Below are 14,707 nucleotides of genomic sequence, written 5' to 3' on the forward strand. Positions count from 1 at the left end.
CACACACGCGGCCGGCCCCCGCACCCGGCGGCCATAAGCCCGCACGCGGGCGGCCATAGGCCCGCGCGCCACAGGCACGCACGCGACCGGCCCGGCATCAGGATCCCCCTGCGGTCCCGGACCGCCCCCGGCCGCCCCGGACCCGCCCTGACACCCGGGCCGGTCGCGCTGTGCGCGGGACTTCCCCCCGAACTGTCCCGCGTGCGAGAAAGACGCCCTGAGGCGCGGTCGGGGCGTCTCTCTGGGATGAGGAGCCCACGCGCCACGCCTTGATACGGGTCGGTTGGACTACTGCCGGCGGCAGTATCAGGCGGCAGCGGCTGCCGAGGCCGGCAGCGCGGCTGCGTCGGCCCGGGCCAGCACCAGCCGGGCAAGCTCGATGGCGCCCTCGAGCGGCTTGGCCGCGGCGACGGCGCCCGCCTCCAGGGCGGAGTCGACCACGGTGTCGTAGAGCAGCCCTGGCGCCAGGAAGTACGCCGCGACGCCGATCCGCCGCGCACCGGCCGCACGCAGCTCCGCCACCGCTTCGGCGCCGGTGGGCGGGGCCGCCGACGCGTACGCCACGCGGGCCGGCGCACCCAGGTAGGCGCCGAGGGCGGCGGCGGCACTCACCACGGTCTGCCGCGCGGCGGCGTCGCGGGTGCCCGCCGCGGCGAGCACCACGGCGTCGAAGCCGGAACCCGCCTCGGCCAGCCGCCGCCGCAGGCCGGTGAGCAGGAGGTCGTCGACGGGAGCGCCGGCGGGCGGGCCGAGCACGTCGGTCACGTCGACCGGCACGCGAAGGCCGGCGGCGCGGGCGGCCCGCACCATCTCGGGCACGTCCACCCGCCCGTGGTACGCCGACGTGAGCAGCAGCGGCACAAGTGTCACCCGCTCGTGGCCCGCGGCCTCCAGCGCGGCCAGCACCTGTCCCGGGCGGGGCAGTGTGTGGTCCAGGTACGACGCGCGGACATCCACCCCGGGGCGGGCGGCCGCGACCGCGCGGACGAGGGCACGGGTAGCCCGTGCCGCCCGCGGATCGCGGCTGCCGTGCACCACGAGAAGGATCGGTGTCACGTGTGCAGGCCGCACTCGGTCTTTTCGAACATCGCCCACCGGCCGGCCCGCGGGTCCTCGCCGGCCTTGGTGCGCCGCGTGCAGGGCCAGCAGCCGATCGAGGTGTACCCCTTCTTGAAGAGCTCGTTGACCGGCACGTTCCACCGCGAGATGTACGCGTCGACGTCGGCCTGGGTCCACGCCGCGATCGGGTTGACCTTGACCTTGCCGCGCTTGGGTCGAACGCGACCACCGGCGTGTTGGCGCGGGTCGGCGACTCTTCGCGGCGCAGCCCGGCGGCCCACGCGTCGTAGTCGGCGAGCGCGCGCTCCAGCGGCTCGACCTTGCGCAGGAAGCAGCAGTCGTCGGGGCTCTTGTTGAACAGGCGCGGCCCGTACTCCCCGTCCTGCTGGCCGACGGTCAGCCGCGGGCGGATGGAGCGCACGTTGACGGGCAGCGTGGCCGCCACCGCGTCACGCACCTTGAGCGTCTCCGGGAAGTGCAGGCCGGTGTCGAGGAACACCACGTCGACGCCGGGCGCCACCCGCGAGACCACGTGTGCCAGCACCGCGTCGGCCATCGAGCTCGTCACGCAGAAGCGGTCGCCGAACGTCTCGGCCGCCCACCGCGCGATCTCCTCGGCGGGCGCGCCTTCCAGCTCGCGACCGGCCTCCTCGGCCAGGAGACGCAGCTCTGTCGAGCGATCAGTGGCCGGGTTGAGAAGGCCCAGACCCACGGCGTTCACGGGGCTCACCGGGTTACCGCCTTTCGCACCAATCCGATGAACTTGACGGAGAACGCACGCGCGCAGCCCCGGCACTCCCAGGTCCCGTGCCCCTCCTCGGACGGGCGCAGGTCCTCTTCTCCGCAGTACGGGCAGTACATGGGTGCGGCGCGGGACTCAGTGCTCATCGCAATGCCTCCTCATCAGCCCTCATGACCCAGGTGGCGAACGCCTCGCCCTCGGTGCGGCCGTCCAGGTAGCGGCGGGCCAAGCGTTCCACGTACTCCGGTAGCTCGTCCGCGGTGGTCTTGAGCCCGCGGACCTTGCGCCCGAACCCGGCCTGCTGGCCCTCGGCCATGCCGAGACCTCCGCCGAGATGGACCTGGAAGCCCTCCACCTGCTGCCCGTCCGGCCCCATGACGATCTGGCCCTTGAGGCCGATGTCGGCGGTCTGGGTGCGCGCGCAGGCGTTGGGGCAGCCGTTGATGTGGATGGAGATGTCGGCGTCCATGTCGCCGAGGCGCTCCTCGAGCCGGGCGACGAGCTCCTCGCCGCGCCGCTTGGTCTCGACGATCGCCAGCTTGCAGAACTCGATGCCGGTGCACGCCATCGTCCCGCGCCGCCAGCTCGACGGCCGGGCCTCCAGGCCGATCCCGCGCAGCGCGGTGACCAGCGAGTCGACGCGCTCCTGCGCCAGGTCGAGCACGAGCAGCTTCTGGTACGGCGTGAGCCGCACCCGCCCGCTCCCGTGCGCCTCGACGAGGTCGGCGAGCTGGGCGAGCTGGGTGCCGGACGTGCGACCCACCACCGGCGCCGCGCCGACGTAGAAGCGACCGTCGGCCTGCCGGTGCACGCCGATGTGGTCGATCGGCTTTTCCGGCAGCTCGGGCGCCGGCCCGTCCAGCAGCGTGCGGCCCAGGTACTCCTTTTCGAGCACCTCCCGGAACCGCTCCACGCCCCAGTCGGCGACCAGGAACTTGAGCCGGGCGCGGTGGCGCAGCCGGCGGTAACCGTAGTCGCGGAAGATGCCCACCACGCCGGCCCACACCTCGGGCACCTCGGCGATCGGCACCCACACGCCGAGGCGCTGCGCGAGCATCGGGTTTGTCGAGAGGCCGCCGCCGACCCAGAGGTCGAACCCCGGCCCGTACTCCGGGTGGTCGACGCCGAGGAAGGAGATGTCGTTCACCTCGTACGGCATGTCGGCCAGCCACGAGATCGACGACTTGAACTTGCGCGGCAGGTTGGAAAACTCCTTGGCGCCCACGAAGCGCTCCACGATCGCGTCGATCGCGGGCGTGGCGTCGAGCTTTTCGTCGGCCGAGATGCCGGCCACCGGGCTGCCCAGCACCACCCGCGGGCAGTCGCCGCACGCCTCGGTGGTCTGCAGCCCGACCGCCTCCAGGCGGCGCCAGATCTCCGGCATGTCCTCGACGCGGATCCAGTGGAGCTGGATGTTTTGCCGGTCGGTGATGTCGGCCGTGTCCCGCCCGAACTCCTGCGAGATCGTGGCGATCGTGCGCAGCTGGTCGAGGTCGAGCTGCCCGCCGTCGACGCGGACGCGGAGCATGAAGTACTCATCGTCGAGCTCGTGCGGCTCCAGGATGGCCGTGCGACCGCCGTCGATCCCGGGCTTGCGCTGGGTGTAGAGCCCCCACCAGCGGAACCGCCCGCGCAGGTCCTGCGGGTCGATCGAGCCGAACCCCCGGTGCGCGTAGATGTTTTCGATCCGGGCGCGGACGTTGAGCGGGTTGTCGTCCTTCTTGGTGCGCTCGTTGGGGTTGAGCGGCTCGCGATGTCCCAGCGCCCACTGCCCTTCGCCGCGCGCCTTGCGCGGGCGTGCGGCCGGCCGGCCTTCCGAGCTTGTGACCGCCATCCTGGCGTCCTCCATGTGCTTGATCAGGATGGACGCGCGAGGCTACGCCGCTGATCTTGGAGGCCGGCGCTCTCTACGCGCCCGGGAACGGATAGATCGGGCGACGTCAGTGAGCCCGACACATGGCGCTGCGGACGCGGCCGTAGTCAACGTGGCGCCGGGAGGTCAATCCCAGCGACACGGCACGGCGCTCGGCAACGGTCACGAGGGTTAGCTTCTCACAGCGACCCGTGACCGCCAACCAGCCGCCCAGATGCCGGGAGTGTGGTTTGTAACACCTGGGCAACAAGCTGTGACCCCCGGCCAGGGTGAACAGAAACGGGGCAGAGGACACGGGATTGCGCGATATAGCATGCGCGCGCCTTTGGTAATTCATTCAAATACGGGGAGATACCGTGTCATTACGCTCCAAGGTTGCTGTGCTGGCGGCTGCCGCGCTTCCGGTGCTGGGCCTCGCCGCGTGCGGTGGTGATTCCGGCTCCGGCACGCCGTCCGCGCCGCAGGAGCAGGGTGTGCTGGCGATGCTCGTCGCCGACGCGAAGGGCTCGCTGGCGAAGGCCGTCGACAAGGCCACGAAGGCCGAGTCCGTGACCATGAAGATGGACGGCACCGCCGCCGGTGAGACCTTCAAGGGCGAGGGCACCTTGCTGTACGGCAAGGACCCCAAGGCCGAGTTCTCCATGGAGGCCGCGGGCACCGCCACCAAGATGCTGATCATCGGTTCGGTCATCTACATCGAGGTGCCCGAGGCGGACCGCGCCGAGATGGACGGCAAGCGCTGGATGAAGATGGACGTGAGCGCGGCCGGTGAGCAGGCGGGCTCCGGGTTCGCCAAGCAGATGGACGACATCGACCCGGTGCGCCAGGTCAAGACCCTGCTCGCGGCCGAGTCGGTCACGGTGGTGGGCGAGGAGACGATCGACGGTGTGAAGACGGTCCACTACACGGTGACCAACCCGCTCGCCACGTACCTCGGCCAGCTCGACGCGGACATGCGCGCGGCCACCGAGAAGGAGCTGTCCAAGGCGGGCATCAAGGAGATCAAGACCGACCTCTGGGTGGACGAGAAGTACCAGCCGCGCCGGGTGCACGTGGTGATGGGCAGCATCAGTGACATCACCGTCACGTACACCGACTACGGCAAGCCGGCGACCATCACGGCGCCGCCTGCGGCGGAGGTGTTCGACTTCGCCGAGATGCTCGAAGGTCTGAAGACCGGAGGCTGAGGCCTCAGCGCTTGGTCAGGGGGAGCGCGAGGACCGCCTCGGTGCCTCCCTCTGGCCGGGCGCGCAGCTCGATCGTGCCGCTCAGCTCGCCGGTGACCAGCGCCCGCACGATCTGCAGGCCCAGCCGCCCGCCCTGCTCCGCGTCGAACGTCTCCGGCAGCCCTCGCCCGTTGTCCACCACGGTGACGTGCAGCTGCTTGCGGTGGCGGTGGGCCGAGACCACCACCTCTCCCACCGCGCCCACGCCGTCGATCTCCGGAAAGCCGTGCTCGACCGCGTTGATCAGCAGCTCGTTGAGCACCATCACCAGCGAGGTGGCCATCTCGGCCGGCAGCACGCCGAACGTGCCGTTGCGCCGCATCGCCACCTTCGACGCGGTGGTGCCCACCTCGGCGGCCGCGGCGGCGACCCGGTCGACGATGCCGTCGAACTCCACCGCCTCGTCGCTCGACATCGACAGGGTCTCGTGGACGAGGGCGATCGAGGCGACCCGGCGTACCGACTCCTCCAGCGCCGCCTTCGCGGACGGCGTCTCCACCCGGCGGGCCTGGAGGCGCAGCAGGGCCGCGACGGTCTGCAGGTTGTTTTTCACCCGGTGGTGGATCTCGCGGATCGTGGCGTCCTTGGTGACCAGCGCCCGGTCGCGGCGCCGCACCTCGGTCACGTCGCGCACCAGCACCAGCGCCCCGATCGGCACGCCGGCCGGCATGAGCGGCAGCGCGCGGGTCAGCACTGTCGCGCCCCGCGCCTCGATCTCTTTGCGCGACGGCGCCTCCCCGCCGAGCGCCGCCAGCACGCGGGCCGAGGCGTCGGTGCCCTCCAGCGGGTCGTCGGCCAGGCGTGCGGCGAGGGCGGCCAAGTCTTCGCCCACCAGGTGGGAGGCGAAGCCCAGCCGGCGGAACGCGGACTGCGCGTTCGGGCTCGCGTACGTCACCTTGCCGCTCGCGTCCAGCCGGATCAGCCCGTCACCCACCCGCGGCGCGGACGTGGTCTCGATGCGGCGGCTGATCGGCGGAAACGTGCCGTCGGCCATCATCTGCGCCAGGTCGTCGGCGGTCGTGAGGTAGTTGAGCTCCAGCTGGCTCGGAGTGCGCGCGGTGGAAAGGTTGGTGTCCCGCCCCACGACCCCGATCACGCTGCCCGGCTCGCCCTCGGCGTCGCGCAGCCGCACCGGGATCGCCTCGTGGCGGGCGGGGGTGTCCCCGTACCAGACCGGGTCGCCCTCGCGCCAGATGCGCCCCTGCCGGTAGGCGATCGTCAGGTGCGCCACCTCGGGCCCGCCGACGGTGCGGCCGACCTGGTCGTCCTGGTACGCCGTGGGCGCGGTCGTCGGCCGCACCTGCGCCACGCACAGAAACGACTCGTGCCCGTTGACCGGCACCCACAGCAGCAGGTCGGCAAAGGAGAGGTCGGACAGCAACTGCCAGTCGCCGGCGAGCCGGTGCAGGTGGTCGATGTCTTTGGACCCCAGCGAGGTGTGCTCTTCGACCAGGTCGCGCAGCGTAGACACGCTGCAACTCTAGGCCCTGCTTGAAAAGATTTGTCCCCCGTCCGCGTCACCTGCGGACCGCATGCGCGGGCGCCGGGGAACCGTGGAGCGCAGCGGAGCGTTTTCTTTGGGCGCTTTCCCGCGGGCACCGCTGCGGTCGGCGGGCCAAGCGCTCAGAGGGTCGAGGTCACCTTCTTGAGTCCTCGCGGCGCGTCGGGGTCTTCGCCGCGGGCCAGCGCGAGCGCGAGCGCCAGCCGCTGCAGCGGCAGGATGTCGAGCATCGGGGCGAGGCGCTCGTCGACCTCGGGCACGGCGAGCTCGCCCTTGGCGCCGACCGTGAGCACATCGGCCTTGCGCTCCCGCAGCCGCGCGAGCACGTCGCCCATCGCGGCGCCGCCGGGCCCTGACCCCACCACCGCCAGCACCGGCACGTCGGGGTCGGTCATCGCCAGCGGGCCGTGCAGCAGGTCGGCGCCGCTGAAGGCGAGGGCCGGCAGGTAGGACGTCTCCATGAGCTTGAGGGCGGCCTCGCGGGCGGTCGCGTACGCGTACCCCCGGCCGGTCGTGACAAGGCGCGCCGCGAACCGGTAGCGGCCCGCGACGGTCTCCGGCGCGGGGTCGGCAAGCACGCGCGCCGCGAGGTCGGGAAGGGCGGCGAGCTCCGCGGGTGGCCGGCCGCCGCCGGCCCGCACGCTCTCGACAAGCAGGAGGAGGGCCAGGAGCTCAGCGGTGTACGTCTTCGTCGCCGCCACCGCCCGCTCGTGCCCCGCCGCCACGTCGACCGACAGCTCGGCGGCCACGGCAAGCGGCGAGTCGGGATTGTTGGTGATCGCCAGCGTGAGCGCGCCGGACGCGCGGGCCACCCGCACGACCTCGGTGAGGTCCGGCGAGCCGCCACTCTGGCTGACGCCGATGACCAGCGCGTGCGACAGGTCGGGGCGGGCACCGTAGACCGTCACCGCGCTGGGCGATGCCAGCCCGGCGGGGAGGCCGAGGAGGATCTCCGTGAGGTAGGCCCCGTAGAGCGCGGCGTGGTCGGACGTGCCGCGCGCGGTGAGCACGACGTGGCGCGGCTGCCGCTCGGCGATGACGGCGGCGGCGCGCGCGATGGCCTCGACGTGTGCCGGCTCCAGGAGCCGCGCGTAGACCTCCGGCTGCTCCGCGATGTCCGCGGCCATGCCCGCTCCCGGCGTCCCCACGATGACCTCCTGGATGTGGCTCTCGCATGCGCAAAGCTGCTCGTTCGGTGCTCATTCTTGCACGGTCTCGCGCGCAAACACAACGCATCGCGCACGGGTTCACACCTCTTTGGGTTCCCGCGAGCGGCCATTTCGCACGCGATAAGGGCGCCCCTCCGGTCGGAGGGGCGCCCTTCGGATTCGCGCGGGGTTACGGCACGGCGGGCGCGTCCGCCAGGGCGCGCTCGGCCCGCTCTTCGGGAGTCGCCGTCGCCGCCACCTCGGGGCACCGCGCAGCGGGATCTCCTTCACGAACCAGGCGAGCACCGGCACCAGCACCGCGAACGCCACCGCCCACCAGAAAACGCCCGCGATCGAGTCGGCGAGGCTGGTCAGCAGGCCGTTACGGGCCGCGGCGGGGAGGCCGGCCAGCACCGCCGGGTCGAAGGTCCCCGCGCCGCCGCCGCCACTGAACTGGTCGGCGGCCTGTGCGCCAAGCTTGTCGGTCAGCTCGCTCTGGAAGCGGGTGGCGAAGACCGCGCCGAACAGCGAGACGCCGAACGAGCCACCGATCGAGCGGAAGAACGTCGCCGCGCCGCTCGCCGCACCCAGGTCGCGCTGCTCGACGCTGTTCTGCGCGATGAGCATCGACGTCTGCATCAGGAAGCCCATGCCGGCGCCGAGCACCACCAGGTACGCACCGAGCTCGACGCGGCTCGTGTGCGCGTCCAGCAGGGTCAGCAGCAGCATGCCGACGGTCATCAGCACGCCGCCGATGATCGGGAAGAGGCGGTAGCGGCCGGTGCGGGTGATCGCGCGGCCGCTCAGGATCGAGACGACCAGCATGCCGAACATCAGCGGGAGCAGGAGCAGGCCGCTGCCGGTGGCGGAGGCGCCCTGCACGTACTGCTGGAAGATCGGCAGGAAGTTCATCGCGCCGAACATCGCGAAGCCGAGCAGGAAGCCGACCGCCGAGATCAGCGCGAAGTTGCGGTTCTTGAACAGGCCCAGCGGCAGGATCGGCTCGGCCGCGCGGCGCTCCACGAAGCCGAAGAAGGCAAGTGCCACGGCGGCGAGGCCGACCAGGGCGAAGATCTGCGGCGAGGCCCAGTCGTACTCGTTGCCACCCCACGTGGTGATCAGCACCAGCGCGGTGATGCCCACGGAGAGGAGGCCGGCACCCAGCCAGTCGATCTTGTGCTCGGTCCGGTACTTCGGCAGGTGCATCTGGGTGATCAGCACCAGCAGCGCGACGCCGCCGAGCGGCAGGTTGATGTAGAACGCCCACCGCCACGACAGGTGGTCCGCGATGAAGCCGCCCAGCAGCGGCCCGGCCACCATCGCGATCGCCATGACGCCGGCCATCATGCCCTGGTAGCGGCCACGCTCGCGGGCGGCACCAGGTCACCGATGATCGCCATCACGCCCACGATCAGGCCGCCCGCGCCGAGGCCCTGCACAGCGCGGAAGCCGATCAGCTGGAACATGCCGTCCTCCGGCCCGCCCAACATCGCGGAGCCGGCCATCCCGGAGAGCGCGGAGCCGATCAGGAAGATCACGATCGAGGTGAGGAAGACGGTCTTACGCCCGTACAGGTCGCCGACCTTGCCCCAGATGGGGGTCGAGACGGTGGTGCCCAGCACGTACGCCGTGACCACCCACGTGAAGTGGTCCAGCCCGTCGAACTCGCGAACAATGATCGGCAGCGACGTGCTGACGATCATGTTGTCGAGCATGGCGAGCATCATCGCGATCATCAGGCCGACCAGGACGACCCGGATCTTTGGCTGGTTGGCCGAACCTTGATCCGTGACAGTCATGTGACGCCTCCCCCGGCTGATAGATTCCTTACTTGCCGTACGGTAAGCTCGCAACTAACCGGTCGTCAAGTAAGTTTGCTGGGTAAGGTGGTTCAGGTGAGCGAGGGCACAGGCGACACACGGTCGCGCATCCAGGCCGTGGCGCTGGAGCTGTTCACCGAGGAGGGCTACGAGAAGACCTCGTTGCGCGAGATCGCCGAGCGGCTCGGCGTGACGAAGGCGGCTCTCTACTACCACTTCAAGAGCAAGGACGAGATCGCCAACAGCTTCATCGAGGACCGCATCGGCATCATGGATCGGCTGATCGAGTGGGCCGAGTCCCAGCCCCCGACGGTCGAGACCCGGCGCACGCTGCTCGAGCGGTACGCGGATGAGCTCTTCGGCAGGGACAAGCACCCGGTGATGCGCTTCTTCGAGCAAAACCAGACCGCGATGAAAAACTTCTCCGCCGGCCAGGAGCTGCGCGCCCGCATGATGCGCCTGGTCGACCTGCTCGTGCGGCCGGCGACCTCACACGAGGCCCAGGTCCGCGCCGCGCTGTCGCTCTTTTCCGTGCACAGCGCCTGGTTCACCGCCCGCGACCCCGAGATCACCAGCGACCAACGCCGCGCGACCGCCCTAAAGATCGCCTACGAGCTGCTGGACAAAATCAGCACCGAACCCCCAACCCCCGCCTAACGACGCGGCCCCGCGGTGATCGTGGACGTCCGGTGCCCCTGAGGGACTCAACAGCCCCCTGAGGGGCAGCTCACGTCCACGATCCGCCATGGACCGGACATCGCCCCCGGCATTCGCCGTCCGAGTTGGGATTGCTTGCCGCGCGACAGCTCCGGTGTCTTCCCAGCTCACGGTGTGTCCGTCTGAGTCCGCCGCGGTTCGGCACCGTCGTCGCGGTCGGTGACTGTCGACCAGGTGCAGGCGGTGTGAGCTTCGAGATCTTGGTGAGTTAGCCCGCCTTTTCGACGCTAACTTGCCAAGATCTGCGGGAGCGGGTGCTGGGCCACCGCGGAGGGTGAGGCCGCGGGAGCAACGGTCCGGACCACGACGGGCGTCGCGGTAGCTCAGAATCGCTTCTCATGCAGTGGCCGGCCTCGCCGGCCGGGGTGACCAGCAGCGGCGCCGCGCCGAGTGACCAGCAGCAGCCGCCGGCCGTCCACAGAGCGACCCGCGCTAGAGCGCCAGCCTCAGTCCCAGCAGGCGCACGCCCGGCGAGGGTGACCAGTCGAGCTCCGGCTCGCGCACGAAGCCCAGCCGGGCGTAGAGGCGCTGCGCGGGCGTGGCGAAGTCGCGGGTGCAGATGACCACGGCCTTGCAGTCCAGGTCGCGGGCCCGCTGAACGCACGCGCGGGCCAGTGCCTCGCCTGCGCCGCGGCCTTGGGCGGCGGGGTCGACGGCGAGCATGCGGAACTCGGCCTCGCCCGGGCCGGACAGCTCCGCGTAGGGCGAGCCGTGCAGCACGAAGGTCACCGCGCCCAGCACCTCGCCGTCGCCGTCGGTCGCTACCAGCAGCTCGCCGCCGGCTTCGCGGGAGGCCACGTCGGCGAGCGTCGCCGCGTACGGGTTTTCGTCTCTGAGCTGGCCGTCCGCCTTATACGCGGCGACGGTGATGCGGGCGATGGCCTCGTGGTCGGTGGGGAGGGCGGTGCGGACGGTCACGCTCATTCGATCACCGCGATGAGGTCGCCCTCCTGGACGACGTCGCCTTCGTTGACCGCCAGCTGCTGGATCGTGCCGTCGCTCTCCGCGATCACCGGGATCTCCATCTTCATGGACTCCAGGATGACGAGGGTGTCCCCTTCGGCGACGGTGTCACCTGCCGACGCGACGACCTTCCAGACGTTGGCCACCATCTCGGCGCGGATCTCCTCGGCCATCGTTGGCCCTCCCTCGTGAGCGGAGTGTAGGTGCGTCGGTATCAAATCATGCCCGGCTAGGATCCGTGATGTACGCCGGCTCCGCCGCCACGGCGCCCGCCGACTATGGCGGTGCGGAGGCGGCACCCACATGCTCAGCACACGTCCCTGGGAGGCGCGCATGGCTAAGAAGTCTCGCAAGAAGAAGGCCCGCAAGAAGAGCGCGGCCAACCACGGCAAGCGCCCCAACTCCTGAGCTGGGGCCTACGGCGCCCCTGAGGTCGTCTTCTCGACGGCTTCGGGGCGCTTTGCTCTTCCGGGACCGCGCGGTCCCGCCGGGCCACCAGCAGCGCGTCCACGGCCGCCACGATCGCGATCAGTGCGGCGAGGCGGAGGCCGATCGCCTCCTGGATGCCGAAGCGCCAGTACTCCCCCGCGCCGAACCAGATGCCGGCCAGCAGGCTCACGCCGGAGCCCACCGCCACCACGGTGCCGGCGAGCGTGAGGTCGGGCCGCCGCCGGGCCGCCACGACGAACGCCGCCGCCGCGAGCAGCATTGCCACGCCGAGCGCCTTCAGCACCCAGCTGCGCGGCGGGAAGGCGAGCTTTTCGACCGCCATGGGCACCACGCGCTCGGTCTTGGCGTAGTCGGAGCCGGCCACCGAGAGCCGCACCACCTCGCGCATCTGTCGCGCGAAGACGCCCGGCTCCGCGGTCGCGTACCGCTGCCAGACGTCGGATGCGTTGCGCTCACCCCAGGCCTTGAAGTCGGTGCACTGCTCGTACGCCGCCGCGAACTTGGCGGTCTCCCACGCCGGCCCCGCGGCGATCTCCTCCATGCCCGGGCACGACGGCATGTCGAACTCCCGCTGGAAGATCGCCTTCACCTCGGGGTCGGGTAGCACGTGCAGCCGCAGCCGGAAGAGCATGAGCCCTTCCTCGTGCCGTACCTCCGGGGTGGCGCTCCAGCCCGTGTAGGTGCGGTCGACGACCGGCGTGATCGCGGTGCACCAGATTGTCGCCAGCACCAGCGCGCCCGCCGCGACAAGCGTCTGCCGCCGCCGCGCCGGCCGCCGCCAGGCCACGATCGCCAGCGCGAGGATCAGGAAGACCACGAAGACCCGCACGTCGGTCCGGGTGAACGTCCACCAGACCGCCGCCGCGGTCGCCGCACCGAGATGCCAGACCGATCCGGTACGGGCCCAGAGCAGCATCAGCGCGAGCGTGAGTACGCCCAGCGAGATCGAGAGCGACTCGGAGAGGATCGCGAAGTCCCAGTTGGCCACCTGGGGCAGCAGGCCCAGCGTGAGCACGGTGGCCGCCGCCAGGATGCGGGTGACGAGCGTGCGCAGGCACGTCCACAGCGCCCAGGCGAGCAGCGCCCACGCCACGGTGCCGACCGCCCACTGGGCGACCGCGCGGGCCTCGTCGTTCGGGAAGATCGCGTAAAAGATCGGCACGCCCCACAGGCGCGGGGCGTGCCCGGTGAGTGACACAAGCGTTCCGCGGTCGAAGGCGGGGTCGCCGCGGTGCGCGTACGAGAAGGTGTCGAACGAGGTGAAGACGTCGCCCCGCACGCAGATGAAGACCCGGGCGGCCACGAACAGGGCCAGCAGGCCGGTCAGCACCGCCTCGGGCAGTCGCACCAGGCGGCGCAACCGGTCTGTCAGCACGGGGGGACTCCAGCGGGAACGAGATCCGATCAGTCGGGCAGATACTCCCGGGAGTCGGCCTCGAACACAAGCTCACTGAGCCGGACGCGCAGCCGCTCGCGCAGCTCCGTGGGTGCCCGCTCGTCGCCGCAGCAGCGGGCGACCAGGGCCTTTACCTCCTGCTCGATGCCGTACTCCCGGAGGCACGGCGAGCACTCGTCGAGGTGGGTGCGGATCAGGTCGCGCCGCTCGTCAGAGCACTCCAGGTCGAGGTAGAGGTATACCTCGGCAAGCACGTCACGACAGTCTGTTTCGTGTGGTTCACCGCAACTCACGGTCTGTCACACCTCCTGGCCAGCTGCTGCGGTGTCGGGCGACGGGCTGCGATTGAAGCCCCGCTCGGCAGCGTAGCGCTCCAGCAGCTTGCGCAGGTTACGCCGACCACGGTGCAGCCGGGACATCACGGTGCCGATGGGAGTGCCCATGATGTCGGCGATCTCCTTGTAGGAGAAGCCCTCGACGTCGGCGAGGTAAACGGCGAGCCGGAACTCCTCCGGCAGCTGCTGGAGAGCGTCCTTGACGTCACTGTCCGGCAGCCGCTCGAGCGCCTCGGTCTCGGCCGACTTCAGGCCGCTCGACGTGTGGGACTCCGCCTCGGCGAGCTGCCAGTCGGTGATCTCCTCGGTCGGCGCCTGTATCGGCTGGCGCTGCCGCCGCCGGTACGAGTTGATGTACGTGTTGGTGAGAATGCGGTACAGCCAGGCCTTGAGGTTGGTGCCCTCTTCGAACTGGTGAAAGGCCGCGAACGCCTTGAGGAAGGTCTCCTGGACCAGGTCCTCGGCGTCGGCGGGGTTGCGCGTCATGCGCAGGCCCGCGGCGTACAGCTGGTCGACGAACGGCAGTGCGTCGCGCTCGAAGCGCGCTCGCCGCTCGTCGGTCCTCTCCGGTCGGGTCAACCGAACGTCCCCCCTCGACTGTCCCGCCGAGGATACGCGGAACGCCTGGTCGGCGCCTGAGGAAGGCTCACCTGTCACCGGGTTAGCCGCGAGCCAGTCCGGCCCGCCCAGGAGCTGACGCACGCGCTCGACCTCGGGGTTCACCCGATCAGAGGGTCGCGTACTGGTTTGCACCGATCCTGCCCCTTCCGCAGTATGTGCTTCCGGGGGCTAGAACACGTACCCGATGGGGTGCATTCCCCTGCGGTGCTGGTCAGGACCTCATCGGGCGAGACGCCGCTCACGGAGCCAGGCGACCGCGATGGCGGCGGTGCCCTTGGGGTCACGGCGCAGGTCGTGTCCCTCACCTGGGCGTACCTCGATCAAGGTGGCGGGCCCACCGGTTGGGATGCCGAACGGATCGCGGTCGCCGTTGAGCACCAGCGTGGGGATCCCCGCGGGCAGCTCGTCCTGCCGGGAGCGCTCCGGCCGGCCCGGCGGATGGAGCGGAAACGCCAGGCAGACGATCGCGGCGGCGCCGAGGTCGGCGGCGGTGCGGCAGGCGACCCGCGCTCCGCTGGAGCGGCCACCCACGACGAGCTTCGCCTTCGGATGGTCGGCGAGCAGCTCGCGCACGACCGCGGCCCACGCCTCGTCGAGCTGTGGCGCGGGCGCCGGCGCGCGCCGGCCGGCGACGCGGTAGGGCTGGGTGACGAGTGCGACCGTCACCCCGGCGGCGTGTGCGGCGTCACGGAGCGCGACAAGGTCGAGCGCGCCGACCCCGCCGCCGGCACCGTGCCCGAGCACGAGCAGGCTCTTTGCTCGGCCGGACGCGGGGGTCAGGTCGACCAGGGCCGGCCCGCGGGGCGTGACGATCTCACGGCTGGTGTCAGACACTCGCCCATACTCGCCGAAACGG

At 71.0% G+C, this 14,707-nt stretch carries 13 protein-coding genes and 2 pseudogenes; 3 read left to right on the forward strand and 12 right to left on the reverse strand.

The features are described 5' to 3' along the window. Positions 1 to 306: 306 nt before the first annotated feature. The 4 genes and pseudogenes from Phou_RS13795 to Phou_RS13810 form a co-directional block, all read right to left on the reverse strand. A complete protein-coding gene (locus Phou_RS13795; RefSeq protein WP_371872119.1) occupies positions 307 to 1,071 on the reverse strand; it encodes a sirohydrochlorin chelatase in 765 nt (254 codons plus the stop codon). Continuing rightward, a pseudogene (locus Phou_RS55445) lies at positions 1,053 to 1,789 on the reverse strand (phosphoadenylyl-sulfate reductase). The gene Phou_RS13795 and the pseudogene Phou_RS55445 overlap by 19 nt, the downstream one beginning before the upstream one ends. Beyond that, positions 1,786 to 1,947: a hypothetical protein gene (locus Phou_RS13805; protein WP_173056420.1), complete on the reverse strand. Its 162-nt coding sequence runs from the start codon at positions 1,945 to 1,947 to the stop codon at positions 1,786 to 1,788. The pseudogene Phou_RS55445 and the gene Phou_RS13805 overlap by 4 nt, the downstream one beginning before the upstream one ends. Then, positions 1,944 to 3,650, reverse strand: coding sequence for a nitrite/sulfite reductase (locus Phou_RS13810; RefSeq protein ID WP_371872120.1), 1,707 nt, complete (start codon positions 3,648 to 3,650; stop codon positions 1,944 to 1,946). Before Phou_RS13810 ends, Phou_RS13805 begins: the two co-directional genes overlap by 4 nt. Positions 3,651 to 4,030: 380 nt before the next feature. Between Phou_RS13810 and Phou_RS13815 the strand changes: the two genes are divergently transcribed. Next, positions 4,031 to 4,861, forward strand: coding sequence for an SCO4651 family lipoprotein (locus Phou_RS13815; protein ID WP_173056422.1), 831 nt, complete (start codon positions 4,031 to 4,033; stop codon positions 4,859 to 4,861). A gap of 4 nt (positions 4,862 to 4,865) precedes the next feature. On the opposite strand, the gene Phou_RS13820 is transcribed toward Phou_RS13815, so the two are convergent. The 3 genes and pseudogenes from Phou_RS13820 to Phou_RS13830 form a co-directional block, all read right to left on the reverse strand. Beyond that, positions 4,866 to 6,371 carry a sensor histidine kinase gene (locus tag Phou_RS13820; RefSeq protein ID WP_173056423.1) on the reverse strand — a complete coding sequence of 502 codons (1,506 nt, stop codon included), beginning with the start codon at positions 6,369 to 6,371 and terminating at the stop codon, positions 4,866 to 4,868. A gap of 152 nt (positions 6,372 to 6,523) precedes the next feature. Next, complete coding sequence (locus Phou_RS13825) at positions 6,524 to 7,528, reverse strand: SIS domain-containing protein (RefSeq protein WP_173058352.1); 1,005 nt, start codon at positions 7,526 to 7,528, stop codon at positions 6,524 to 6,526. 291 nt (positions 7,529 to 7,819) lie between these two features. After that, positions 7,820 to 9,348 (reverse strand): annotated as a pseudogene (locus Phou_RS13830) (MDR family MFS transporter); the annotation flags it as partial. Positions 9,349 to 9,444: 96 nt separating this feature from the next. Between Phou_RS13830 and Phou_RS13835 the strand changes: the two are divergent. Beyond that, positions 9,445 to 10,026, forward strand: coding sequence for a TetR/AcrR family transcriptional regulator (locus Phou_RS13835; protein ID WP_173056424.1), 582 nt, complete (start codon positions 9,445 to 9,447; stop codon positions 10,024 to 10,026). A gap of 492 nt (positions 10,027 to 10,518) precedes the next feature. On the opposite strand, the gene Phou_RS13840 is transcribed toward Phou_RS13835, so the two are convergent. After that, positions 10,519 to 11,010, reverse strand: a complete 492-nt coding sequence (locus Phou_RS13840; RefSeq protein WP_173056425.1) for a GNAT family N-acetyltransferase — start codon at positions 11,008 to 11,010, stop codon at positions 10,519 to 10,521. After that, positions 11,007 to 11,222, reverse strand: a complete 216-nt coding sequence (locus Phou_RS13845) for a biotin/lipoyl-binding carrier protein (protein WP_173056426.1) — start codon at positions 11,220 to 11,222, stop codon at positions 11,007 to 11,009. The genes Phou_RS13840 and Phou_RS13845 overlap by 4 nt, the downstream gene beginning before the upstream one ends. 160 nt (positions 11,223 to 11,382) lie before the next feature. Here Phou_RS13845 and Phou_RS55450 point away from each other — a divergent pair, with 160 nt between their 5' ends. Next, positions 11,383 to 11,457 (forward strand): 50S ribosomal protein bL37, encoded by a 75-nt coding sequence (locus tag Phou_RS55450; protein ID WP_369814844.1) that lies wholly within the window; start codon positions 11,383 to 11,385, stop codon positions 11,455 to 11,457. A gap of 1,446 nt (positions 11,458 to 12,903) precedes the next feature. Here the strand turns inward: Phou_RS55450 and rsrA are convergent. The 3 genes from rsrA to Phou_RS13865 form a co-directional block, all read right to left on the reverse strand. After that, a complete protein-coding gene (gene rsrA / locus Phou_RS13855) occupies positions 12,904 to 13,188 on the reverse strand; it encodes a mycothiol system anti-sigma-R factor (RefSeq protein ID WP_173056428.1) in 285 nt (94 codons plus the stop codon). A 6-nt stretch (positions 13,189 to 13,194) separates the two neighbouring features. Continuing rightward, on the reverse strand, positions 13,195 to 13,983 hold the full coding sequence (locus tag Phou_RS13860; protein WP_173056429.1) for a sigma-70 family RNA polymerase sigma factor: 789 nt from the start codon (positions 13,981 to 13,983) through the stop codon (positions 13,195 to 13,197). A gap of 87 nt (positions 13,984 to 14,070) precedes the next feature. After that, on the reverse strand, positions 14,071 to 14,685 hold the full coding sequence (locus Phou_RS13865) for an alpha/beta hydrolase family protein (RefSeq protein ID WP_173056430.1): 615 nt from the start codon (positions 14,683 to 14,685) through the stop codon (positions 14,071 to 14,073). Positions 14,686 to 14,707 lie beyond the last annotated feature (22 nt).

It is taken from the genome of Phytohabitans houttuyneae, from assembly GCF_011764425.1.
Taxonomy (GTDB): Bacteria; Actinomycetota; Actinomycetes; order Mycobacteriales; family Micromonosporaceae; genus Phytohabitans; species Phytohabitans houttuyneae.

Coding starts and splice junctions, on each gene's coding strand:
- Phou_RS13805 (WP_173056420.1), bottom strand. CDS start 1,947: ATGAGCACTGAGTCCCGCGCCGCACCCATGTACTGCCCGTACTGCGGA.
- Phou_RS13810 (WP_371872120.1), bottom strand. CDS start 3,650: ATGGAGGACGCCAGGATGGCGGTCACAAGCTCGGAAGGCCGGCCGGCC.
- Phou_RS13825 (WP_173058352.1), bottom strand. CDS start 7,528: ATGGCCGCGGACATCGCGGAGCAGCCGGAGGTCTACGCGCGGCTCCTG.
- Phou_RS13840 (WP_173056425.1), bottom strand. CDS start 11,010: ATGAGCGTGACCGTCCGCACCGCCCTCCCCACCGACCACGAGGCCATC.
- Phou_RS13845 (WP_173056426.1), bottom strand. CDS start 11,222: ATGGCCGAGGAGATCCGCGCCGAGATGGTGGCCAACGTCTGGAAGGTC.